General features: G+C 61.5%; 22 protein-coding genes and 1 tRNA gene. 4 read left to right on the forward strand and 19 right to left on the reverse strand.

Features of this window, described 5'->3' with window-relative positions:
* The first annotated feature begins 99 nt into the window (after window positions 1-99).
* Window positions 100-1,296, forward strand: a complete 1,197-nt coding sequence (locus AC0L2R_RS01760; protein WP_473507537.1) for a hypothetical protein — start codon at window positions 100-102, stop codon at window positions 1,294-1,296.
* Between the two features lie 16 nt (window positions 1,297-1,312).
* Complete coding sequence (locus tag AC0L2R_RS01765) at window positions 1,313-1,414, forward strand: hypothetical protein (RefSeq protein ID WP_473507538.1); 102 nt, start codon at window positions 1,313-1,315, stop codon at window positions 1,412-1,414.
* A gap of 248 nt (window positions 1,415-1,662) precedes the next feature.
* Here the strand turns inward: AC0L2R_RS01765 and AC0L2R_RS01770 are convergent, their stop codons facing one another.
* The 5 genes from AC0L2R_RS01770 to AC0L2R_RS01790 all read right to left on the reverse strand — a co-directional run bounded on the left by AC0L2R_RS01770 (window position 1,663) and on the right by AC0L2R_RS01790 (window position 9,268).
* Complete coding sequence (locus tag AC0L2R_RS01770; RefSeq protein WP_473507539.1) at window positions 1,663-5,445, reverse strand: vitamin B12-dependent ribonucleotide reductase; 3,783 nt, start codon at window positions 5,443-5,445, stop codon at window positions 1,663-1,665.
* 697 nt (window positions 5,446-6,142) lie between these two features.
* Window positions 6,143-6,631, reverse strand: a complete 489-nt coding sequence (locus AC0L2R_RS01775) for an NUDIX hydrolase (RefSeq protein ID WP_419696901.1) — start codon at window positions 6,629-6,631, stop codon at window positions 6,143-6,145.
* 212 nt (window positions 6,632-6,843) lie between these two features.
* The gene (gene gpt / locus AC0L2R_RS01780; RefSeq protein WP_023798205.1) at window positions 6,844-7,344 is read right to left on the reverse strand and encodes a xanthine phosphoribosyltransferase; all 501 of its coding nucleotides are present in this window, start codon (window positions 7,342-7,344) and stop codon (window positions 6,844-6,846) included.
* A gap of 145 nt (window positions 7,345-7,489) precedes the next feature.
* Complete coding sequence (locus AC0L2R_RS01785; protein ID WP_128182230.1) at window positions 7,490-8,323, reverse strand: universal stress protein; 834 nt, start codon at window positions 8,321-8,323, stop codon at window positions 7,490-7,492.
* Window positions 8,324-8,524: 201 nt separating this feature from the next.
* Window positions 8,525-9,268, reverse strand: a complete 744-nt coding sequence (locus AC0L2R_RS01790; protein WP_473507540.1) for a competence/damage-inducible protein A — start codon at window positions 9,266-9,268, stop codon at window positions 8,525-8,527.
* 326 nt (window positions 9,269-9,594) lie between these two features.
* On the opposite strand from AC0L2R_RS01790, the gene AC0L2R_RS01795 reads away from it, so the two are divergent.
* A complete protein-coding gene (locus AC0L2R_RS01795; RefSeq protein ID WP_473507541.1) occupies window positions 9,595-10,620 on the forward strand; it encodes an IS110 family RNA-guided transposase in 1,026 nt (341 codons plus the stop codon).
* Window positions 10,621-10,701: 81 nt separating this feature from the next.
* Here AC0L2R_RS01795 and AC0L2R_RS01800 read toward each other — a convergent pair whose 3' ends face one another.
* From AC0L2R_RS01800 to AC0L2R_RS01830, 7 genes are all read right to left on the reverse strand, one after another.
* Complete coding sequence (locus AC0L2R_RS01800) at window positions 10,702-11,595, reverse strand: carbohydrate ABC transporter permease (protein WP_091591324.1); 894 nt, start codon at window positions 11,593-11,595, stop codon at window positions 10,702-10,704.
* A 1-nt stretch (window position 11,596) separates the two neighbouring features.
* A complete protein-coding gene (locus AC0L2R_RS01805; RefSeq protein ID WP_413468443.1) occupies window positions 11,597-12,448 on the reverse strand; it encodes a carbohydrate ABC transporter permease in 852 nt (283 codons plus the stop codon).
* A gap of 206 nt (window positions 12,449-12,654) precedes the next feature.
* Window positions 12,655-13,980, reverse strand: coding sequence for an ABC transporter substrate-binding protein (locus tag AC0L2R_RS01810; RefSeq protein WP_128246597.1), 1,326 nt, complete (start codon window positions 13,978-13,980; stop codon window positions 12,655-12,657).
* A gap of 38 nt (window positions 13,981-14,018) precedes the next feature.
* Entirely contained in the window at window positions 14,019-15,107 is a 1,089-nt protein-coding gene (locus tag AC0L2R_RS01815) for an ABC transporter ATP-binding protein (RefSeq protein ID WP_473507542.1), read from the reverse strand.
* A 291-nt stretch (window positions 15,108-15,398) separates the two neighbouring features.
* Window positions 15,399-15,638, reverse strand: a complete 240-nt coding sequence (locus AC0L2R_RS01820) for a DUF2188 domain-containing protein (protein WP_023798198.1) — start codon at window positions 15,636-15,638, stop codon at window positions 15,399-15,401.
* A 31-nt stretch (window positions 15,639-15,669) separates the two neighbouring features.
* Window positions 15,670-15,978 (reverse strand): DUF982 domain-containing protein, encoded by a 309-nt coding sequence (locus AC0L2R_RS01825; RefSeq protein ID WP_051407746.1) that lies wholly within the window; start codon window positions 15,976-15,978, stop codon window positions 15,670-15,672.
* Between the two features lie 101 nt (window positions 15,979-16,079).
* Window positions 16,080-17,183 carry an NADH:flavin oxidoreductase/NADH oxidase gene (locus AC0L2R_RS01830; RefSeq protein WP_473507543.1) on the reverse strand — a complete coding sequence of 368 codons (1,104 nt, stop codon included), beginning with the start codon at window positions 17,181-17,183 and terminating at the stop codon, window positions 16,080-16,082.
* A gap of 197 nt (window positions 17,184-17,380) precedes the next feature.
* On the opposite strand from AC0L2R_RS01830, the gene AC0L2R_RS01835 reads away from it, so the two are divergent.
* Window positions 17,381-17,959: an NUDIX domain-containing protein gene (locus tag AC0L2R_RS01835; RefSeq protein WP_287208657.1), complete on the forward strand. Its 579-nt coding sequence runs from the start codon at window positions 17,381-17,383 to the stop codon at window positions 17,957-17,959.
* 360 nt (window positions 17,960-18,319) lie between these two features.
* On the opposite strand, the gene AC0L2R_RS01840 is transcribed toward AC0L2R_RS01835, so the two are convergent.
* The 7 genes from AC0L2R_RS01840 to AC0L2R_RS01870 form a co-directional block, all read right to left on the reverse strand.
* Window positions 18,320-18,544: a hypothetical protein gene (locus tag AC0L2R_RS01840; RefSeq protein ID WP_473507544.1), complete on the reverse strand. Its 225-nt coding sequence runs from the start codon at window positions 18,542-18,544 to the stop codon at window positions 18,320-18,322.
* A 56-nt stretch (window positions 18,545-18,600) separates the two neighbouring features.
* Complete coding sequence (locus AC0L2R_RS01845; protein WP_287221204.1) at window positions 18,601-18,792, reverse strand: hypothetical protein; 192 nt, start codon at window positions 18,790-18,792, stop codon at window positions 18,601-18,603.
* Between the two features lie 3 nt (window positions 18,793-18,795).
* Window positions 18,796-18,999 carry a hypothetical protein gene (locus tag AC0L2R_RS01850; RefSeq protein ID WP_473507545.1) on the reverse strand — a complete coding sequence of 68 codons (204 nt, stop codon included), beginning with the start codon at window positions 18,997-18,999 and terminating at the stop codon, window positions 18,796-18,798.
* A 557-nt stretch (window positions 19,000-19,556) separates the two neighbouring features.
* Window positions 19,557-19,643, reverse strand: a tRNA-Leu gene (locus AC0L2R_RS01855).
* A gap of 341 nt (window positions 19,644-19,984) precedes the next feature.
* Complete coding sequence (locus AC0L2R_RS01860; RefSeq protein WP_473507547.1) at window positions 19,985-20,707, reverse strand: hypothetical protein; 723 nt, start codon at window positions 20,705-20,707, stop codon at window positions 19,985-19,987.
* A gap of 37 nt (window positions 20,708-20,744) precedes the next feature.
* Window positions 20,745-20,906: a hypothetical protein gene (locus AC0L2R_RS01865; protein ID WP_473507548.1), complete on the reverse strand. Its 162-nt coding sequence runs from the start codon at window positions 20,904-20,906 to the stop codon at window positions 20,745-20,747.
* Between the two features lie 193 nt (window positions 20,907-21,099).
* Window positions 21,100-21,411, reverse strand: a complete 312-nt coding sequence (locus tag AC0L2R_RS01870) for a hypothetical protein (RefSeq protein ID WP_473507549.1) — start codon at window positions 21,409-21,411, stop codon at window positions 21,100-21,102.
* Window positions 21,412-21,905: the final 494 nt, after the last annotated feature.

Below are 21,905 nucleotides of genomic sequence, written 5' to 3' on the forward strand. Positions count from 1 at the left end.
CAATTCACACTTTTCCGACCTCTGAACCAGCGGACGCTCATTGACAACAACGGATACGCATGATGTCGCTTCGATATCGGTTGCGGGGGTTCAAATTGGTTGCAATGTTGGTCGAAAGCGACGGGCAACGCTCGTACGCGCCTTCGCGCTGGCGAAGGCGCGCAGGATGAGAAGTGGCTGCAGACGCTGCTGTTTGCACGTCCTGATCTGGTCATTCTCGACCGAATGGAAGCGGACGCGGGGGCTTTCGTTCCCATTGTTCGGGAGTTGCCGCTGGCGCGCGAAGGCGGTGTCGTTTTTCTGGACATTCTTGGGATCAGCCGATCCGGACGCTTGGTCCTGGTCGAATGCAAGCTTTGGCGCAATCCCCAAGCACGCCGCGAGGTGATCGCCCAGATACTTGAATATGCCGCGCTCGCCCGCGGATTGTCCTACGGTGACCTCACTGCAAAAGTGCGCCAGAGCACGCCACGGCGCTCTTCTGCCAATCCCATACATGAACTTGCGAAGCAGAAGTGGCCGGACCTGGATGAGAGCGTTTTCGTCGATGCGGTCTCTCGCTCGCTTGACCTCGGCGATTTCCACCTGATCGTAGCAGGTGACGGCATCCGCTCCGACCTTCACGCGATTTCCGATCATTTGAACGCCTCTGGCCTGGCCGCGGCGCGATTCTCCTTGCTGGAAATCCAGCTCTGGAAAGACGACCAAGACCGCACGCTGATTGTTCCTTCCGTTCCAGTCAGGACGGAGGTCATTCAGCAGCGCGTGCTGATGACAGAGGCGGGCCGACCGTTGCGCATCGAGGAAACTGGCGACGACGTAGTTGAGGCGAGCGAACAGGTGGTCGATCCCGAGCAGGCCAAACAGCGGGCATCTAACCGGTTATTCTGGCAATCGTTCATTGACACAGTGAAGTTCGACCACCCCGACCAGCCAGTTCCGCGGCACGGCGGCAACAACTGGGTTCGAGTTCCGTTGCCGGAACCCGTGAAATGGATGACGGCTTACAGAAGCCGGGACAAGCTGGGACTGTTTCTCGCACTGTCAGATGATGAGGGCTTTGCGTTTTATGAATGGCTCGACCGGCAGGCCGACGCTCTCAGGCAGGAAAGCGGTCTTCCACTGACGTTCGAGCAAGATCCGAGTGGATCGAACAAGGGGCAGGTCAGCCTCACCGTGGCAAAAGCGGAACTTGTCGATGACATCGCCCAGCGTGAATGGCTGCGCGAACGTGCCAACAGGCTGGTCACGCTCTTTCGGCCGCTGATCTCGCGTTGGGCGGATCAAGCTGCCTGACGCAAGGGGCTTTCGTGTGCTGCGCTTCTGGAACGACGACGTGCTGCGGGATCTGGACGCCGTCTGCGACGCCATCATCGCTTATGTCGGCGACCAGAGTTTGCAGTCGTGGCGGTAATAGCGCGGTCTTGCCTTCTCCCCTTGTGGGAGAAGGTGGATTGGCGCGCAGCGCCAAGACGGTTGAGGGGGGTGCTGGACGGGGCGCGGTTTTGCCAAGCTGGAGCACCCCTCATCCGACCGAGCTTCGCTCGGCCACCTTCTCCCACAAGGGGAGAAGGGGGAGCCAAGCTCGAATGTCGGCGATCGGCGTGACGATGGTGCTGGGCGAATGACTTCGCGGACCATAAGCCGAGGCGGCATCAGTCCTCAGCTGCACCCGCTCGTCGAGCCGCAGGTGTCGCACTTCTCGCACGTGCCGTTCCGCACCATCGTGAAATTGTGGCATTCGGAGCATTCGTTGCCGGTGTAGCCCTGCATCAGGGATTGCTGGCGCCTTGTAGCCGCAAGCGCCTTGGCCTCGGCCGCTTCTTTCGCGGCCTCGTCGGTGAACAGCCCAGTCGGGTCGGTTGCCTCCTCGTAGACGATGTCCTCGACCAGTTCCTTCGCCCGCTCCTCGTAGTCTCGCTTATAGGCGATGGCTTCGTCGCTGGCCGGCTTCAGCGCCAGCACGTTGGAGCCTGAGAACGCCGTCGGCGCCGAGCGAGTGGGAGCGGGAGAGGGGCTTGAACCCCCGAACCCCTTGGGGTCGGCACCCATGCCCGATACCAGCTTGACCGGCGAGACGCCGCGGGTCAGGCCCTTCGAGAACGGCGTCGCCTTGCCTTCGTTGATGCCGCGGCCGAGCGCGGTCTTGTCGAAATCCGACTGGTCGACATGGGCGAGGTCGTGGCGGGCAAGATAGGATACGGCAAGCTCGCGGAACACGTAGTCGAGGATCGACGTCGCGTTCTTGATCGCGTCGTTGCCCTGCACCATGCCCGCCGGCTCGAATTTGGTGAAGGTGAAGGCTTCGACATATTCCTCGAGCGGCACGCCATATTGCAGGCCGAGCGAGATGGCGATGGCGAAGTTGTTCATCATCGCCCGGAAGGCCGCACCTTCCTTGTGCATGTCGATGAAGATCTCGCCGAGGCGACCGTCGTCGAATTCGCCGGTGCGCAGATAGACCTTGTGGCCGCCGACGACCGCTTTCTGGGTATAGCCCTTGCGGCGGTTCGGCAGCTTTTCGCGGTCGCGATAAAGGCGTTCGACGACGCGTTCGACGATCTTTTCGGTCACCTGCACGGCGCGCTGTGAAGCCGGTGCGGCGATCAGCTGCTCGACGGCATCGTCCTCGTCGTCTTCGACGTCGGCAAGCAGCGAGGCGTTGAGCGGCTGCGAGAGTTTCGAGCCGTCGCGATAGAGCGCGTTGGCCTTCAGCGCCAGCTTCCACGACAGCATGTAGGCGCCCTTGGCGTCTTCCACCGTCGCGTCGTTAGGCATGTTGATGGTCTTGGAAATGGCGCCGGAGATGAAGGGCTGCGCTGCCGCCATCATCTGGATGTGGCTGTTGATGGACAGTGAACGCTTGCCGATCTTGCCGCACGGGCTGGCGCAGTCGAACACCGGCAGATGCTGGTCTTTCAGAAATGGTGCTCCCTCGAGGGTCATCGCACCGCAGACATGGATGTTGGCGGCCTCGATGTCCTTCTTCGAGAAGCCGAGCGCCGGCAGCATCTCGAACGAGAAATCGTTGAGCTGCTCGTCGGTGAAGCCAAACGTCTCCTTCACCCAGTCGGCACCCAGCGTCCACTGGTTGAAGACGAACTTGATGTCGAAGGCCGACTTCAACGCTGCATTGAGCGCCGCGATCTTGTCGTCGGTAAAACCCTTTGCCCTGAGCGAGCCGGGGTTGATGGCAGGCGCCTGGTTGAGGTTGCCGTGGCCGACCGCATAGGCCTCGATCTCGGCGATCTGGCTTTCCGAATAGCCGAGCGTGCGCAGCGCTTCAGGGACGGCGCGGTTGATGATCTTGAAATAGCCGCCGCCGGCCAGCTTCTTGAATTTCACCAGTGCGAAATCGGGCTCGATGCCAGTGGTGTCGCAATCCATGACCAGGCCGATCGTGCCGGTCGGCGCGATCACGGTCGCCTGCGCATTGCGGTAGCCATGCTCCTCGCCGAGCTCGATGGCGCGGTCCCAGGCAGCCTTGGCATGGGCGGCAAGCTCCGGCTGCTTCAGGTCGGAGGCGACCAGCGGCACCGGGTTGACGGCGAGTTTCTCGTAGCCGTCCCTGTCGCCATAGGCAGCGCGGCGATGGTTGCGCATGACGCGCAGCATGTTCTGGGCATTGCGGTCGTAGTCGGGGAAGGCGCCGAGCTCAGCGGCCATTTCGGCCGAAGTGGCATAGGCGGTGCCGGTCATGATTGCGGTGAGTGCTGCGCAGATGGCGCGGCCCTCGTCGGAATCATAGGGAATGCCCGAGGTCATCAACAGGCCGCCAATATTGGCGTAGCCGAGGCCGAGCGTGCGGTATTCGTAGGAGAGCTTGGCGATCTCCTTCGACGGGAACTGCGCCATCATGACGGAAATTTCCAGCACCATGGTCCACAGCCGAACCGTGTGCTCGTAGGCAGCGATGTCGATGGTGCCGTCGGCGTTGCGATAGGGCAGCAGGTTGATCGAGGCCAGGTTGCAGGCGGTGTCGTCGAGGAACATGTATTCCGAGCACGGGTTGGACGCCCGGATCGCACCGGCCGCGGCGCAGGTGTGCCAGTCGTTCATCGTCGTGTTGAAGTGCAGGCCTGGGTCGGCCGACGCCCAGGCGGCATAGCCGATCTTCTCCCACAGATCCCTGGCCTTCAGCGTCTTCATCACCTTGCCGTCCTTGCGGGCGGTGAGATGCCAGTCGCCGTCCTGCTCTACGGCGCGCAGGAAATCGTCCTTCAGCGAGACCGAATTGTTGGAGTTCTGGCCCGAAACCGTGAGGTAGGCGTCCGAATCCCAGTCGGTGTCGTAGGTCTTGAACGACATCGAGGTGTAGCCCTGCCTGGCGAACTGGATGACGCGGTAGATGTAGTTCTCCGGCACCCCGTCCTTCTTGGCCAGCTTGATCTCACGCTTCAGCGCGGTGTTGATCGCCGGGTCGAAGCAATCGTCGTCCTGGCCTTCGCAGTTGATGCAGGCCTTCATGATCGCTTCGAGGTGCTTCTTGACGATCTTCGAGCCGGTGACCAGCGAAGCGACCTTCTGCTCCTCATTGACCTTCCAGTCGATGAACTCCTCGATATCGGGATGGTCGGCGTCGACGATGACCATCTTTGCAGCGCGGCGCGTCGTGCCGCCCGACTTGATGGCGCCCGCCGCGCGGTCGCCGATCTTGAGGAAGCTCATCAGGCCGGACGAGCGGCCGCCGCCGGACAGTTTTTCGCCTTCGCCGCGCAGGAACGAGAAGTTGGAGCCGGTGCCGGAGCCGTATTTGAACAGCCGCGCTTCACGCACCCACAAATCCATGATGCCGCCTTCGTTGACGAGATCGTCCTGCACGCCCTGGATGAAGCAGGCATGCGGCTGCGGATGCTCGTAGGAAGACTTCGACTTGGTCAGCTTGCCGGTGAACGGGTCGACATAGAAGTGGCCCTGGCTCGGGCCGTCGATGCCGTAGGCCCAGTGCAGGCCGGTGTTGAACCATTGCGGCGAATTCGGCGCAACGCGCTGGGTGGCCAGCATATAGGCGATCTCGTCGCGGAAGGCGCGCGCGTCTTCCTCCGACTTGAAGTAGCCGCCCTTCCACCCCCAATAGGTCCAGGTGCCGGCGAGGCGGTCGAAGACCTGGCGGGCGTCGGTCTCGGAGCCGTAGCGCTCGGCCTCCGGCAGCTTTGCCAGCTCGGCCTCGTCGGCGACGGAGCGCCACAGGAAGGAGGGAACGTCGTTCTCCTCGACCTTCTTCAGCCGTGCCGGTACGCCGGCCTTGCGGAAATACTTCTGCGCCAGGATGTCGGCGGCAACCTGGCTGAACTGCGCCGGCACATCGATATTGTCCAAGCGGAACACCACCGAGCCATCCGGATTCTTGATCTCCGAAAGCGCCTTGCGGAATTCGATCTCCGCATAAGCCACCCGTTCTTGACCTGCTAGCCCTTGCTTGGTGAAACGACGCTCGATGCGCATTGGTCCTATCCCTTTGTGTCTAGATATAGCGCCTTTCCCAGGGGATTTCTGCCCCCATTGCGAAACGCACATGTCCGCCGTCTGCCGGCGTTCGAAAACGGCCGGCTCCTTTTCACGAGGCTCCGCCCGCCCTGCTGGTCGAACTCCTTGCGAAGTAGCCGTCCAACGCGCCGACGGACCCTGCGGGTCCCTCAAGACTGAAACTTTTTTGCGACTCCCTCAATCGAGGGAACTACACATTATCTAGCGTCGAACCTGCCTGCAAACACTAAATATAGTATTAACAGACAATTTATTCCAGTCCGACATTTTCCCTTTTCGTCCCCCAAAGACCCCACAATCCCGACGCCTCCGCCGGCCCCGTAGCCAGGGCGGAAATGCGGCCAAACGCACATAATCCGGGAAAAAAGACCGGGCTCAAAACTTTCCGGTCGCGCTCTCAACAGGAGCGCATGACCTATAAAAGGCGACTCGTTTTGCGCCGTCAAGGATTCGTTTGCGTAGGTTTTGTGACCCCAACATCTTGTGTGTCACATATGTGGATAACGGGGATAGAAGTGGCCGCAGGATTTTCGATTTTACCCACGTTCAGGCCATCAGCCGGACAACGCATGCCAAAGCTGGAGTGGCCAAATCGATTCCCTTTGCCAAAGAACATCGCCGGTGATGCGGCTTTGGCCGGTGAGTCTATGCTTGCTCAGGAGAACTGGTGCGGGTCGGCACAGAAATAGGCGATGATCTGGCCAAGGTCCGGCTCGTTGACCATGCGCACGGCCTCGGCTGGGCTAACCCATTTGCGGGTGCGCGACCGCTTTTCCTTCCACCGGTCGGCGATCTTGTCGACCCGCAGCGGAAACACCAGGACTTCACAAGGCACTTCCTCGCCGGAAGCCAATGCCTTGGCATAGAAGTAGCGGCCGGCTTCGTGGTGGGAGACCGTGCCGCGCAGTCCGGCTTCCTCGCCGGCCTCGCGCGCCGCCGCTTCGCAAAGCAGTTCCTTGGCCTCGGGCCAGCCCTTGGGAAGCACCCAGCGACCGGTATCGCGGCTGGTGATCAGCATGATCTCGACGCCATGCCCGGTATCGCGCCAGGGCAACGCTGCAACCTGCAGACGGCACGGCGCTGCGCCGAAGAGCCGCTGGACCCTTTCGGCCAAATGGTTGTGCGTTACTGGCCTCGTCAACATCGTAGAAGCTTGCCCCAGCCTCCAGAATCACTTGCCGTCTCGTGAATCTTACGGCCAATCATAAGCAATAAAAGTAAAAAACCTCATACGCGCGAGTTAACCACACACGAGACGTCGATTCAGGAATATCGTGCGCCGCGGCACTCTTTCAAGAAGTGCGCCGGCAAGCAGTCCGCGCCGGCATGTTTCGGAAGAAAAGCAGTTGCCGCGAATCAGCCGGCGTGGTCGTCGGCGATCGGCTTCTGGTAGGTGAAGCCCATGTCCCACGGAAAATAGATCCAGGTGTCCTGGCTGACCTCGGTGACGAAGGTGTCGACCAGCGGCCTGCCTTTCGGCTTGGCGTAGACGGTGGCGAAATGCGCCTTGGGCATCATGGCGCGGACGATGCCCGCGGTCTTGCCGGTGTCGGTGAGGTCGTCGATGATCAATACGCCGGCGCCGTCATCGGCGAGCAGTGCCGGCGTGACCTCCTTCAGCACCTGCAACTGCCCCTGGCTGGCATAGTCGTGATAGGAGGCGACGCAAACCGTCTCGATGACCCGGATGCCGAGTTCACGCGAGATGATGGCGGCCGGCACCAGGCCGCCGCGGGTGATGCAGACGATCGCCTTCCATTGGCCTTTGTTGGCGCCGGCAAGCCGCCAGGCGAGCGCACGCGCGTCGCGGTGGAACTGATCCCACGAGACGGGAAAGGCCTTTTCGGGAAGGGACATTTTTGCGCACTCCGCAGCGCGCGAAAATGCGCGCAGACACCTGAAGGAATGCGCGCGGAATTAACTGGAAAGCCTAGGCGTTGGCAAGTGGCGGCGGCAGGCGATCCCTGTGGACTTGCCGCCTGTGGACTTGCCGCTTGTCGACTTACCGTGACAGGAAAGCTGCCACCGGCACTGTGCGCAGCACCGTGCGCGTGACCCCGCCGAACAGCAACTGGCGCAGCCAGGAATGGCTGTAGGCGCCGAGCACGAGCAGGTCGGCTCCGGTTTCGGCAACCCTGGTCTGGATCACCTCGTCGACCGAGTGGCCGGCCGATTGCAGCACCGAGACGCTGACCGTGGCGCCATGCCTGGACAGGGCGGCGGCGATTTCGGCGCCGGCCGCCTCCGGGGCCTCGTCGAGCGTATCCGGCGGGTCGATGACGACAATATCGGTTTTTTCGGCCTCGATGATGAAGGGCAGGGCGTCGAAGGCGGCGCGCGCCGCTTCCTTGCTGCCGTTCCAGGCGAGCAGCACATGCTTGAAGCTGGTGACGAGCGGGCCTGAGTGCGGCACGACCAGCACCGGCCGGCCGGCGTCGTAGACCAGCGTGTCGACGTCGGCGCTCGGATCGCCGCCCGTCTCGCGCTGCGCGGCGATGATCAGGTCCGCGGTACGAACGGTTGGGATGCCGGTCAGCGCGCTGTCTCCGGAAAAGCTCTCAAGGCTGCGCCACTCGAAGGACAGGCCGGACTCCTCGACATGCCGGAGGAAAACCGCCCGCAATTTTTCAGCGCGCTCCTTGTTCATGTCGGCCGAAACCTGCAGGAACTCGGTGTCGGGAAAGCCTGTGGCCGAGGTGTAGGGGACGGGAAGCGCTTCGGCATGAATGCCGATGAGATGGCTCTCGAACTTGTCGGCAAGCGGAATGGCGCATTCGAGCACGCGCTCCGCGTCCTGTTCGTTCTGCAGTATGGCGACGATGGTCTTGAATCGCATGGTAACCCCTCAATTCACGGGCGATCGAAACTCGCCCGCATGAAACGTCACTGCACCATGCTTGGTTCCGGCTAATGCATGTCGCCCAAAAGCATACAATCGGGCACGAGGGTGCGCAGCGGATTTGGGATGACGACATACATAAAGACAAGAAACCTAAAGCGCGTCGCATGAATCCTCTTAGACGCGACGCGCTTTAGATCAGCTGGCCGCGCTGGCGAGCCTTGCGACCATCGCTTCGACATCGGCGCGGGCGGCGTCCAGCGCTTGCTGGCTGCGGGCACGGACGACCAGCTCGGTCCAGAACTTGCCGTCGCCATATTTTGGGTAGGAGCCGATGATCGTGTCCGGGTGCGCCTTCTGGATGCCGCCCAGCGGTCCGCCGACCAGGCCTTCGCCGAACGGACAGTGCACAGTGGCCGACAGCATTTTGGTGCCCGCCTTCAGCGTCGGCAAGACATTGTCGAGCATCGCCTGGAAAATCGACGGCACCCCGGCCATGACATGGACGTTGCCGATGCGAAAGCCCGGCGCGATCGACACCGGATTATCGATATGGTCGGCACCGCGCGGCATCCGCGCCATGCGCTTGCGCGCCTCGGTGTATTCGATGCCGCGCGCCGCGTAGCTCGCTTCCAGCATGGCATAGGCCTTGGCGTCGTAGTCGCAGGGCACGCCGAACGCCTTGGCAATGGCATCCGCGGTGATGTCGTCATGCGTCGGGCCGATGCCGCCGGTGGTGAAGACATAGGTGTAGCGGGCACGCAGGGCGTTCACTGCGGCGACGATCTCGTCTTCCTCGTCGGCAACGATGCGCACCTCCTTAAGGTCGATGCCGATCGCCGTCATGATGTCGGCGAGGTGGCCGATATTCTTGTCCTTGGTGCGGCCGGACAGAATCTCATCGCCGATGACGAGCATGGCGGCGGTGACGATTTCGGGCATAGGGAGGCTCCGGCAGAAGGTCGCGTTAGGCAGGCAGGTCGCCTGAGGCAGACAGGGTCGCCTGAGGCAGACAGGGTCGCCTGAGATAACGCGGTGGATGGTTGGCGGCAATGCGCCTCTTCTTCCTTCTCCCCTTGTGGGAGAAGGTGGATTGGCGCGCAGCGCCAAGACGGTTGAGGGGTGTTGGACGGAGTGCTGTTGGTGCCAAGCTGGAACACCCCTTGTGTCTCTCGAATCATGCATGATCGGGTTGGCGGGTGACCCGGGTCATGACCGGATCACCCGCTGCGGCGGAAGCCCGTACACCCCTTGGTATGAGTCCGTGGTTGAGCAAGGAGCTCCGTCGCATCTTCCATAGCCCGAACGGTTGCCAGGGTTCGACCCCGCACCAGCAAGGAAGGGATCAGAGGATGACACAAATTGCGTTTCATGTCGGCATCGATGTGGCCAAGGATCGACTGGACGTGGCCATTCTGGAAACAGGGGAGTTGTTCACAGTCGACAACACCGAAGCCGGTTATGCGGCGTTGGTCGAGCGGCTGTCGGACAACGAGATCGGTGCCATCGGTCTTGAGGCGAGCGGCGGCTATGAACGCGCTGTACTCAAGGCGCTGTGGCAAGCAGGGCTTCCGGTGCGTCGCATCAATCCGCACAGGCTGCGCCAGTTCGCGCGTGCAGCCGGCATCAACGCCAAGAACGATCGCATCGATGCCCGTTTGATCGCCCGCTTCCTGGCGACGCTACCAGTGCATCCGGTGGAGCTCGATCCAAGCCTGCAACTGGTGATCGAACTGGTCACGGCACGGCGCCAGCTCCAGGCCGAGCTCAGCCGCGTCAACAATCAGGCCGAGCACGTGCGCGATGCTGCTCTCAAGCGCCTGGCCAAGCGGCGTGCGACCCGGCTCAGTGCCGATATCCTGCTACTCGACAAACGCATTGCCCAAGCAATTGCGGCCGATCCCGCTCTGGCTCAGCGCGACCGCCTGCTGCGTTCCACGCCCAGCGTCGGTCCGGTCCTGAGTGCCACACTGATCGCGCTGCTATCCGAACTGGGTCGCCTGTCCAACCGGCAGATCACCGCCCTGGTCGGGCTCGCCCCCTATGACCATGACAGCGGCAAGCTCAAAGGCAAGCGATGCATTTGGGGTGGCCGCGAGCCTGTCCGCAACGTCCTCTACATGGCCGCGCTCAGTGCCGGAGTTCATAACCCCGTCTTCGCCACTTTCCGCCAGCGGCTGCGCTCCAACGGCAAGGTAGCAAAGGTCGCCATCGTCGCCGTCATGCGCAAGCTCATCACAACCCTCAACGCTATGGTGCGCACCAACAAACCCTGGAATCCGGCTTCCGTTTGAAGCACGGTTGCTCATCCGACCTCGCTTCGCGAGGCCACCTTCTCCCACAAGGGGAGAAGGGAGAAGGCGCCCCGCAGGGCGCTATTCCTTCACCGCTCCGGTCATCGAGGAAACGTAGTGCTCGACGAAGAACGAATAGAGCACCACCACCGGCAGCGAGCCGATCAGGGCTCCGGCCATCAGCGCTCCCCATTCATAGACGTCGGAGCGGACAAGCTCCGTGAGCACCCCGACCGGCACAGTCTTGTTTTCGGACGACTGGATGAATGTCAGCGCATAGATGAATTCGTTCCATGACAGGGTGAATGCGAAGATGCCGGCGGAAATCAGGCCGGGCACCGACAGCGGCAGCACGATCTTCATGAGGATCTGCCAGCGGCTCGCCCCGTCGATGAGCGCGCATTCTTCCAGTTCGAACGGGATCGAACGGAAGTAACCCATCAGCAGCCAGGTGCAGAAAGGCACCAGGAAGGTCGGGTAGGTGAGGATGAGCGCGAACGGGGTGTCGTAAAGCCCAAGGTTGAACACCATCACCGACAGCGGGATGAACAGGATCGACGGCGGCACGAGATAGGCGAGGAAAATCGCCAGCCCGACCTGCCGCGCCCCGGAAAACCGCAGCCGTTCGATCGCATAGGCCGCGAACACCGCAGCCAGCAGCGACAGGAACGTGGCGGCGGTGGAGATGATGATCGTGTTGAGCAGCCAGCCCGGATAGGACGTATCGAACAAGAGATAGCGGATGTGCTCGAAGGTCGGATGCACGACCCATAATGGATTGAAATTGGCGTAGTCGGTCATCTCGAGGTTGGGTTTGATCGCCGTGATCGTCATCCAGTAGAACGGGAACAACAGCACGATGACGAACACCAGCAACGGCAGATAGACCGTCACCACGCGCCGCGGCAGGCTCTGAAGGTAGCCCATGCCGCCTTCGTCGAGTTCCGGACGTTTCGTTTTTTTGATCGTGGCCATGTCAGTCTCCGCCGCCTTGCTGCCATTTGCGGCGTTGCAAGCCGAAATAGCTGAACAGGATCGCCGCAAGCAGGAACGGGATCATGGCGACCGCGATGGCGGCGCCCTCGCCAAGCTGGCCTCCCGAAATGCCGCGCTGAAACGACAATGTCGCCATCAGATGGGTGGCATTGACCGGTCCGCCGCGGGTCAGCACGTAGATCAGCTGGAAATCGGTGAAGGTGAACAGCACCGAGAACGTCATGGTGATGGCGATGATCGGCGTCAGCAGCGGCAGCGTCACAAAACGGAACAATTGCCAGCGACTAGCGCCGTCGAGCGTGGCGGCCTCGTAGAGCGACTGCGGTATAGTCTGCAAGCCGGCCAGCAGCGTGATCGCCACGAACGGAATGCCGCGCCAGACATTGGCGGCGATGACCGAAGCGCGCGCGTTCACAGGATCGCCGAGGAAATTGATGCGATGGTCGATCAGGCCCATTTCCATAAGTGCCCAGGACAGGATCGAGAACTGCGAATCGTAGATCCACCAGAAGGCGATTGCCGACAGCACCGTCGGCACCACCCACGGCAGCAGCACGATCGCGCGGAAGAACGATTTGAAGGGAAGGTTCTGATTGAGAATAAGCGCCAGCCAGAGGCCGAGCGCGAACTTCAGGATCGAGGCACTTATCGTGTAGAGCAAGGTGTTGAATACGGAGAGCCAGAAGACGGCGTCATCCGACAGATATTGGTAGTTTTCGATGCCTATGAAGATGCCGGGGCGGCCGATGCGGGCATCCGTGAAGCCGAGCCAGATGCCGAGCCCGAGCGGATAGGTCAGGAAGACCAGCAGCAGCGCTGCCGCCGGCAGCATGAAGCCGAAGCCAAGCGCGTTCCTGCTGTCGGCCAGGAGCGACAGGCTCCGCGACAGGATCGACGGACGCGGCTGAACGGCAGCGGACGACACGGCCATGGGACGGCTCCTCATAAGCTCTGCTGGCATGGTGGCCTGAGTGGCCGCCACACGATTCTGGGAAACAGACCGGGCAGCGCGGTCGCGGCTGCCCGGCTCGGCAGTGATCAAACGCGATAGTAGCGGTTGGCGCGTTTTTCCGCCTCTTCCATCGCCTCCTGCGGCGTCGCCTGGCCGGTCACCGCCTTGGCGAACATGTCGACCAGGACATAGTCGGCCATGGTCGCCGCCGAGGCGTAGCCGAGCGGCCCGGCATAACCGTTGGGACGCAGCGTCGCCGAGGCTTTGGCGTAAGCTGCGTTGTTCGGGTCGGCCGTCCACACAGGATTGTTCTCGAAGGCTTTGAGTGTCTGGCAGCAATAGCCGGCGGAGGAGGTGATCCACTCTGCCATTTGCTGTTCCTCGAACATGAACTGCAGATAGGCCTTGGCCGCGTTGGGGTAGGGCGTGTAGTCGAAGATCACGGCCGTGGTCACCTGGAACAGCTCGACCGATTTTCCGACAGGACCGATCGGTAGGCTGGTCGTGCGCATGTCCTTGGCGATTTCAGCCAGTTTCGGATCATTGTCCTTGTTGGTCTTGGCCGTGTTATACACGGAAATGCCGTTGGCGATGACGCCCAGTTCGCCGGCCAGGAAGGCGCGGTTGTTGTTCACGTCGAGCCAGCTTTCGGTGCCGGGGATGAAGGTCTTGTAGAGTTCCTGCGCGTATTCGATCGCCTTGAGCGTCTCGGGGCTGTTGATCGTCACCTTTCCGCTCTCGTCGACCATCTGGCCGCCATGGCTCCACAGCAGCCAGTGAGCATAGTTGTTGCCGTCGCCGACGCCATGGCCGTGCGTGAAGCCGGCCGGATGCCCCTTCGCCTGCAAGGCCTTGCAAAGCTCGAGGAAGCCCGCCGTGTCCTTCGGAAACTCCGAGAAGCCGGCCTCCTTCACCCAGCTTTCCCGATAGACGATGGCATTGCCGATGGTGGCCAGGGGCAGGCCGAGGAATTTTCCCTCCCGCGTCGCATACTGCTTTGGTCCGTCGTGCCAGCCGCCATATTTCGTGCCGAGATACTCACCCAGTTCCGACACGTCGTGCAGCTTGTCGGGGTACTGGTGCGGGTCGTCGAACCAGACCAGCATCAGATCTGGGCCGGAGCCGACATTGGCGGCAACCGCCGCCTTGGGGCGAATGTCCTCCCAGCTTTCCTTGTCGACACGGACCTCGACGCCTGTCGCCTCGGTGAACCGCTTGGTGTTGGCCAGCCATTGGTCTTCATCGCCCTGAACGAACGGCGACCAGCGCAGCATGCGCAGCTTTGCGCCGTCTTCGGGCTTGTACGTCAACCCCTCCTGGGCAAAGGCGGAAGAGCCGACGAAGCGGCTTCCCAAGGCTCCCGCCGCCACGCCGGCGGTCGTGCGGATCACGTCACGTCTGGTGAATTTCATGCTCGTTTCCTCCTGTTTATTGTCGCGCCTTATGGTTCTTACTGCCGGGCGCGCAGTTCGAAGCGCTGCCCGGTTTCGCCATGAAGGAGATGGATGAGGCCCGGTTCGGCCGTGAGCCGGACGGTCTCGCCCGGCGTGAAGGAATGGCGCTCGCGGAAATTGGCGACGATCTCGTCACCGCCGGCCGTCCGGCCGATAAGCTGCACTTCCGACCCGGTCGGCTCGACCACCACGACGGTGACTGGAATGCCGTCGTCTTGGGATAGCCGCAGATGCTCGGGGCGTATCCCCAGCACCACCTGCTCGCCACTGCCGGTCGACGGCACTGCGGCCAGCGGCAGGGAAATCCCCCCGGAGCCGCGAAAAGACGGTGAGCCGCCATCCGTCGCGATTTCGCCCCTCAGCATGTTCATGGCGGGCGAGCCGATAAAGCTGGCGACAAAAAGATTGTTGGGCCGGTCGTAGAGTTCCAATGGCGGCCCGATCTGCTCGACGATGCCGTCATGCATGACGACGATCTTGTCGGCCATGGTCATGGCCTCGATCTGGTCGTGGGTGACATAGACCGTCGTGGTCTTCAGGCGCTGGTGCAGTTCCTTGATCTCGGCGCGCATCTGCACCCTGAGCTTGGCGTCGAGATTGGACAGCGGCTCGTCGAACAGGAAGACCGCCGGATCGCGCACGATCGCCCGGCCCATCGCGACGCGCTGGCGCTGGCCGCCGGAAAGCTGCCTGGGATAGCGCTCCAGCAACGGCACCAGCCCCAGGATCTCGGCGGCGCGCCTGACGCTGGCAGCGCTTTCGGCTTTCGCAACACCCTTGAGCATCAGCGAGAACGCCATGTTCTCGGCGACGGTCATGTGCGGGTAGAGCGCGTAGTTCTGGAACACCATGGCGACGTCGCGCTCTTTTGGCGCAACGTTGTTGACGACGCGCTCGCCAATCGCGATCTGGCCGCGCGAAATCTTTTCCAGGCCGGCGATCATCCTGAGAAGGGTCGATTTTCCGCAGCCCGACGGCCCGACCAGCGTGACGAACTCGCCATCCTCTATATCGACGCTGACACCGTGGAGAATCTCGACGGTTCCGAATGATTTGTAGACATCGCCAATCGCGACAGACGCCATCGATTTCCTCCCGAATGCTTCCTGCGACGTCTTCGAAGGAAACCGCTTTCCTGACTGGCCGCGGCAGTTCCCAAAGCTCCTCCCTGGTCACGCGCGATGATGAAACGGTAGCGCTACCAGACTGCCCTGTAAAGCGGTTGCGTGGCAAGCGCCCTTCTTCGCCGCGCCTGATCGTGTTTGTCCCCAATGGGATTGGAGTTCGCCATGTCCAGGGTCGCAGCAGGAGAATGATTTGCCCAGCCCCAGCTCTTAAAACCGGAGGTGCGAGAAGGCATCAGCTACGACACCAGCCTAATCGGAAACTTCGGTTTGCGGCCGGTCGCGGCCGTCGGCGAGCTCGTCGTGCCATTTGCCTTCGGCGTCCTCGTACTGGATGCCGTCGGTGGTGCCGGCGACCTGCTGTTCGGCCGAAGCGATCTCGGCGGCGCGCAGCGCGTCTTCGTGAGTAGGGAACGTCTCCGAAAATGTCTCGCCGACCTTATAGGCCCAGCCCCCGTCATGCTCGACGATCTTGTAGGTCAGCTTGGCCATGAAATCCTCCAGTGGAAAAAGCTCAGGTTGCTCAATGCGGTTTGCCTTGGGGCAGTTTGCGGTCGGGCAGTTTGCCTTCGGGCAATCTCTCTTCGGGAACCAGCACGTCCGATTCCATGGCGGCCTCGACCAATGCCCGGCGCGCATCCGCTGTCGAACGATAACCTTCCAGCACTTTTAGGCAAGTGTCGAGAGCATCGCGATGCCGAGGGCCACGATTGAGCGGCCAGACGGTCATCAGGCACTCCGCAGCTTCCTGGGTGCTGCGGATCTCACGGTATTTGCCGACACGGCCAAGTTCGACCACGACTGGCTTTTCAAAAGGCTTGCTGTCCATCATCGCCGCCAACGCGGAGCCGCTGATTTGGTTGCACGCCCCTTGGCGTGCGCAAAAGTCTCGGGGTAACGGTCGTTGCGGCGGCGGCCCTGCAATCGGGCCGGTCAGCCGGCCGCCTTCATCCAGTGCTGCATCGTTGTCACCGAGCGGGCAAGCTGCGGCGCCGGCTGGATTTTTTCGCCGAAGGTGGCCGCGGCGCGCCACGCCCAGCGCGGATCGGCGAGGAAGGCGCGGGCCAAGGCCACCATGTCGGCACGGCCCTCGGCGACGATCGCCTCGGCCTGCTTCGGATCGTCGATCAGGCCGACGGCCCGTGTCGGGATGCCGGCGCCGTTGCGAACGGCTTCCGCCAGATGCACCTGGTAGCCGCGACCTGCCGGCAGCTTCTGCAGGGGCGAATTGCCGCCGCTCGAGCAGCAGAGATAGGCGACATCAGCTGATTTCAGCGCCTTGGCCACTTCGATTGCGTCGTCGACGTCGAAGCCGCCATCGACCCATTCCTTGACCGACAGACGCGCCCCGAGCATCAGCCCGGGCACTGCCTTTCTCACCGCCTTGGCGATCTCGACGACAAAACGCATGCGGTTTTCCAGCGAGCCGCCCCAGCGGTCGGTGCGCTGGTTGGAAAGCGGCGACAGGAACTGGAAGATCAGATAGCCGTGCGCCGCGTGCAATTCGATGAAATCGAAGCCGGCACGTTCGGCCCGCCTTGCCGCCTCGGCGAAGCGTTCGATGATCTGCAGGATCTCCTCATCCTCCAGCGCCCGCGGCACCTGCCAGCCCGTGTCGTAGGCGATTGCCGAGGCCGACACGATCGGCCACGGGTCCTGATCGGCGTTCAGCGGCCCGCCGCCTTCCCAAGGTTTTTGGTTGGAGGCCTTGCGGCCGGCGTGGGCAAGCTGCGTGCCGAACCTGGTGCCGGGGGCGGCGACGCGCTTGGCCGCATCCAGCGCGCGCCGGGCGGCCGCCTCGTTGTCGTCGGAATAAAGGCCGAGGCAGCCATGCGAGATGCGGCCGCGCCGCTCGACGTCGGTCATCTCGACGGTGACCATGCCGGCGCCGGACATCGCCAGGTTCATCCAGTGATACAGGTGCCAGTCGCTGGCCGAGCCGTCTTCGGCGGAATACTGGCACATCGGCGCCACCGCAATGCGGTTGGGAAAGGTGAGGCCGTCAAGCGTGATCGGCTGGAAAAGGGAAGGGGTCATCAGGAAACTCCGGGGAGGGGCTGTCGCTATTTAGGCAATGGTTTGCGCCTGCGCCATACACGAGGCGGTGAGCGCTGCCCGTCTGCCCCTGCCGGGCACCTCAAACGTTCCGCAGCAGGCACCGTCGGCCAAGCTGCTGTCGGGATTGCGCGAAGGCCCGATCACCGCTACGCCTCGCCGGCAACACGGAGTTCACCATGGAAGACCGCATTCGCATCCGTTCGGAGGAAGTCCTTTCCGACGACTGGGCAGTCCTGAAAAAGACCGTCCTCGACTATCGCCGGCGCGACGGGCAGTGGGAGACGCAGATCCGCCAGACTTACGATCGCGGCGACGGTGCGGTGATCCTGCCTTACGACCCGGAGCGCTCGACGGTTCTGCTGGTGCGGCAGTTCCGCTACGCGGCCTACGCCACCGGCCACCGCGAGCCGCTGATCGAGGCCTGCGCCGGCCTGCTCGATGAACACGATCCCGAAACCTGCATCCGCAAGGAGGCGGAAGAGGAACTCGGCTATAGGCTGAAGGACGTCGAACGGCTGTTTTCGCCCTTCATGAGCCCCGGCAGCGTGACCGAGCGGCTCTGGTTTTTTGTCGCCCGCTATTCGCCGACCGACCGCATCTCCGATGGCGGCGGCGCGCCGGACGAAGGCGAAGACATCGAGGTCCTGGAAATGCCGCTCGACGAGGCGCTGGCCGGCATCCACGACGGCAGCATTATCGACGCCAAGACCATCATCCTGATCCAGCATCTGAAGCTGAACCCGATCCGGGCTTGATCCATGCCGGAAGCTGGATGCCGCCGAGGAGCACCGTCGGTGTGCTGGTGCGGACGACGGGAATCGAACCCGTACGATCAGAGATCGAGGGATTTTAAGTCTCTTTCTAGGTGTCAACCCTTGGGTATCCAAGAGGGCACTGAGCCAACCGACGATGGCGCAAGATAGAGACGATCGAGGCGGCGGAACTGGCCGCTCGCGCTGCCAGAGCCGCATCCAAAAAACAAAGTCCAGTGGCGGAAAACGTCAGATTTCAGTGCTGAAGCCGCACCACAAACATCAAATCCATAGTGCGGAAACCGACACTACAGGGCTTGGTGCGGAAATGCAGCCGAGGCGATTTCAGGTGAGGCAAAAGACTCACATATTGCTGGCTGGGCTATTGGGATCCACCTTCATCAGCCGTTCCTTGGCCTCGACCACACGCCGTTGAGTTCGTATTCTGCTGCACAGCGCGTTATTCTCGGCGATCATTTCTTCTGTACGTGAGAGCGCGAGCTCGGCCCGTTTGATGCGTTGCTCGGGAGTCTCGGCCGCCGTCCCGTGGCCGTGGGGTTCCATGGTGTCCATGAGTTTGTAACACATGGCGGGCGATATCGTTCCTTGATGTCGGGCAAAACGGGTGTCGCATGAGCGCGGCCCTACTGATCCGCGCGTTGGTCTCCGATCGTGTTTGCTTCGGCCAACCTAGCCAGCGCCTGTTCGACCTTTTGGGCCGAGGCGTCCGTGCGCTTGATGTGCTTCAAAACTTGCTGCCTCAGCAGCACGAGCCTTGCGGCACGGTATATCTCTCCGTGTCTCGCATCTTCAAGGTGGAGGGTCGCGAGCATCATGGGTCAATCCTTCCGATCGATCTTCGTCATGCGTTCCCTGGCCTCAATGACGCGTTTTTTCTCGGACCGTATGCGGTCGCACAACGCGATATTGACGGCGACGCAGCCATCGTCCGCCAACTTCGCACGCTTAAGCGAGCGCTCGGCCCGTTTGACGCGCAGCCTGGCATTGGCCAGTTCGAAGCTAAAAATATCAATCATCATCATACCGCTTCGTTGCGGTCCCTTCGAATGTTAACCGGCGTAAATCCCATTTGTTCCGACAGCACGCGGCGCATCACCGGGACGGAGCGATCTGACTGAGCCGGGGAGATCGTCGCGTCTGATCGACGTCGCGGGCGTCGACCAATCGGCACAAGAGCGCAAAGCCGGCGGCCTGATCCCTCAACTGGCCAATCAACAAGCCCGCTGCCTCACGGGTCGCGGGCTCGTTAGCTTGATGGCCTGTTGGTGCTTGCGCATGGCAAGCTCAAGGCAGAGCGCGAGACGCACAATGCGAAACGAGGGTGGCGGGAGCCGAGGGAGCTTTGCCATAGCCCGTATAACATATGTTAAGCCGGAATGTTCCTCGGTCCAGCCGCTGCGTCACGGTGGCGGGCTATTTGAATCTCGATAATGCTGCGGTTTAGTGGCCATCGCGCTTCGAAGGCGAGGCACTTGATCAGATCGATTGCAAGCCCGACCGTGTTGTTTCAACGTGGTGCGGACGACGGGAATCGAACCCGTACGATCAGAGATCGAGGGATTTTAAGTCCCTTATCCGGTGGTGCGGGCGACGGGGGTCGAACCCGTAAGTCACTGAGGACGCAGGATTTTAAGTCCTGTGCGGTTACCAGTTTCGCCACGCCCGCAAGTCACCGTGGCACCGTATGTCACAGCCCATGTCACAAGTGCAAGGCCCGCTAAGAAACCTCGTTTCCTGCGACATGGGAAAGAGGCGACGGTCTGGTTCAACGGGCGAGGTACCGAAGGCCGGAGCCGATGAGTACCCCGCCAAGTGCCCATGTCCATGCGCCAATCCAGACCGGGTGAGATAGCCAAAAGCTGAAACTCAGCTCTCGGGCTTCAACGAAGTATCCGACGATCACTAACAACACTGCCCCGATCAGGGACGCAATCACAAAGTCTAGCACAACTGATTTCTGCATAGCGCTCACTCGACGCCAAAACACAGAATTGCGCAAGGCCGCCGCTAGGCGACCTCATCTGTCGAGTTCCTGTTTGCGGGATCATGCCATTGGATGCGATCTCGTTTGGGAACAAATCCAGCCGCCGCCCGGGCAGCTTTGTTGATGGCTGCGCTGGAACAAGCTCGCCGCCCAAATATGGGACCTTGAGCGGTCGTGGCGATATGGAGATAGCTACCGTATCTCTCACGCAGCCCTTTGTTGATGTATTTGCCGAGGCTTTTGTATTTCGATTGGTCGACGGCTTTGGACTTGACGTCGAACTCGCCGGGGGTGCGGCCTTTAGCCTTTCTCACCCATCCGGGGAGCTTCCGCAGAAACTCAGCCCGCAGCGCCTGAGGGACGTAAACAACCCAATTGGCATGGGCCTGACCATTGGGGTTTTCCAGGGTGTAGACATACAGCGCCGGCTTCGGCGAGCCATAGACCTTCTTTGTCCGCCAATTGTACCAGTCACGGTATTTGTCCCTGACCCTTGTGAAGAGCCAGGCAGCTATGTCGGCATCTTCAGCAGGGAAGTTGACGACCACATAGAGGTTGAGCGAACAACTTAGATACCGAGCGAAATCCATGGCGTGCAGGATATTCTCGGCAGGTACTACATTTAGGGCGTAGGTGTGGTTGGAGTACTGGATTTTGGGCACGTTCCGCGAACCTCTACTAAAGGTTGTGTGGTCCTCCCTTCTCGTGCGGTACCAGATGTGGCATTCGGTCGCAATAATGTTCATGGTTTATCCCCATCAACTTTCCGTCAGGTCACCAGCGTCACGCCACGACCTTAAGGGCAGGATGCATCCCCTCGGGCTCAAGAGCGGAGGCTGCCAGTTCGAGGGCTGATGGTGCCAGCTTCATGTACCGCTCTGTGGTGACGAACGAGGCATGATCCATCCATTCCTTGATGCGCTTGGCGTCGACACCACGGGTCACCTTGTCCCCAGAGACGGCTCAGTTCGTTGCGCTGAAGCTGATGACGGCGTCAGCAAAGCCGACCGCCACCAATGTCGCGATGATGATCTGCGACAGCAAATGCGAGAGCCGTGCTACCCCTGTCAGGGCAAGGCGAACTGGATCGTTCGCGCTTATGGTCAGAGGGTTGAGTAGGCTTGCGGTGGTGGAGTAATTACTTGTCGGCGCGGTCGATAATTTCGCGCTTCAGACTTTCCACTTTACCGGATACCGCCCGCTTTGCCCGTACACTCTTGGCGGCCGAATTGAGGAACAATTCTCGCATGAGCCGCATGAACCAGCGGCCAAACAAGACAACTACAAGCAGTGCTGTACCGGCCAAGATGAAAATCATCTTCTCATCGAAGGACCGCTGCGCAACTGCATCCCGTTCAGCCTGGGCCAAGTTGTCCAAGTAAATCTGCTGGTTCTGCGCCTTTTCAGCGGCAGTCGGCGGGGGCTGGTTCGTGGCGTCAACAAACGGCATTTCCGCACTCAATCCCAACGGCGATAGTTAGACCCGGAAGCCTGTACAGGCCGGCAGCTTAGCGCGTTCGACGTAGCGAGCGAACAAAGAGAACAAGGGCTCCAAACACAAACACGGGGTTACGGTCACCGCGCCACCCCGTCCGCGCCAGAAACTCGGCCTCTCGTGGATCTGTCTGGCCAAGCGGCCCCCTTTCAACATGTTCCCGAGAAGGCGCAACTCGCTTTGCAGCCTTAAGCTCGTCAAGGCGCGTGCCCAATCCCTTGAGCCGCGCTTGGAACTCGTTGTCCGTCAAGGGCTCCATACATCTGTTATCGCACCAACTCTGGGTTGGAGCAACACCGCGCTACAACGCGTGAACAGACAGGGAACAAAAAGCCTGTGGGAAAAGGCCGCCACGGCAGGCGCGAGTCATCTGCAACCAGTACATTAACAATCGTGCGGACCCGAAATTCGTGTCCTCACGTTGTAAAGTGCGCTGGGTGGGATCGCAG

It is taken from the genome of Mesorhizobium sp. WSM4820, from assembly GCF_055811075.1.

Bases quoted from the DNA above. Each gene is read 5' to 3' on its own strand.
- AC0L2R_RS01785 (WP_128182230.1), bottom strand. From the start codon at position 8,323: ATGCGATTCAAGACCATCGTCGCCATACTGCAGAACGAACAGGACGCG.
- AC0L2R_RS01850 (WP_473507545.1), bottom strand. From the start codon at position 18,999: ATGATGATGATTGATATTTTTAGCTTCGAACTGGCCAATGCCAGGCTG.
- AC0L2R_RS01860 (WP_473507547.1), bottom strand. From the start codon at position 20,707: ATGAACATTATTGCGACCGAATGCCACATCTGGTACCGCACGAGAAGG.
- AC0L2R_RS01800 (WP_091591324.1), bottom strand. From the start codon at position 11,595: ATGGCCACGATCAAAAAAACGAAACGTCCGGAACTCGACGAAGGCGGC.
- AC0L2R_RS01770 (WP_473507539.1), bottom strand. From the start codon at position 5,445: ATGCGCATCGAGCGTCGTTTCACCAAGCAAGGGCTAGCAGGTCAAGAA.
- AC0L2R_RS01775 (WP_419696901.1), bottom strand. From the start codon at position 6,631: ATGTTGACGAGGCCAGTAACGCACAACCATTTGGCCGAAAGGGTCCAG.
- gpt (WP_023798205.1), bottom strand. From the start codon at position 7,344: ATGTCCCTTCCCGAAAAGGCCTTTCCCGTCTCGTGGGATCAGTTCCAC.
- AC0L2R_RS01810 (WP_128246597.1), bottom strand. From the start codon at position 13,980: ATGAAATTCACCAGACGTGACGTGATCCGCACGACCGCCGGCGTGGCG.
- AC0L2R_RS01845 (WP_287221204.1), bottom strand. From the start codon at position 18,792: ATGATGCTCGCGACCCTCCACCTTGAAGATGCGAGACACGGAGAGATA.
- AC0L2R_RS01820 (WP_023798198.1), bottom strand. From the start codon at position 15,638: ATGGCCAAGCTGACCTACAAGATCGTCGAGCATGACGGGGGCTGGGCC.
- AC0L2R_RS01870 (WP_473507549.1), bottom strand. From the start codon at position 21,411: ATGCCGTTTGTTGACGCCACGAACCAGCCCCCGCCGACTGCCGCTGAA.
- AC0L2R_RS01790 (WP_473507540.1), bottom strand. From the start codon at position 9,268: ATGCCCGAAATCGTCACCGCCGCCATGCTCGTCATCGGCGATGAGATT.
- AC0L2R_RS01825 (WP_051407746.1), bottom strand. From the start codon at position 15,978: ATGATGGACAGCAAGCCTTTTGAAAAGCCAGTCGTGGTCGAACTTGGC.
- AC0L2R_RS01840 (WP_473507544.1), bottom strand. From the start codon at position 18,544: ATGTGTTACAAACTCATGGACACCATGGAACCCCACGGCCACGGGACG.
- AC0L2R_RS01835 (WP_287208657.1), top strand. From the start codon at position 17,381: ATGGAAGACCGCATTCGCATCCGTTCGGAGGAAGTCCTTTCCGACGAC.
- AC0L2R_RS01815 (WP_473507542.1), bottom strand. From the start codon at position 15,107: ATGGCGTCTGTCGCGATTGGCGATGTCTACAAATCATTCGGAACCGTC.
- AC0L2R_RS01805 (WP_413468443.1), bottom strand. From the start codon at position 12,448: ATGCTGCCGGCGGCAGCGCTGCTGCTGGTCTTCCTGACCTATCCGCTC.
- AC0L2R_RS01830 (WP_473507543.1), bottom strand. From the start codon at position 17,183: ATGACCCCTTCCCTTTTCCAGCCGATCACGCTTGACGGCCTCACCTTT.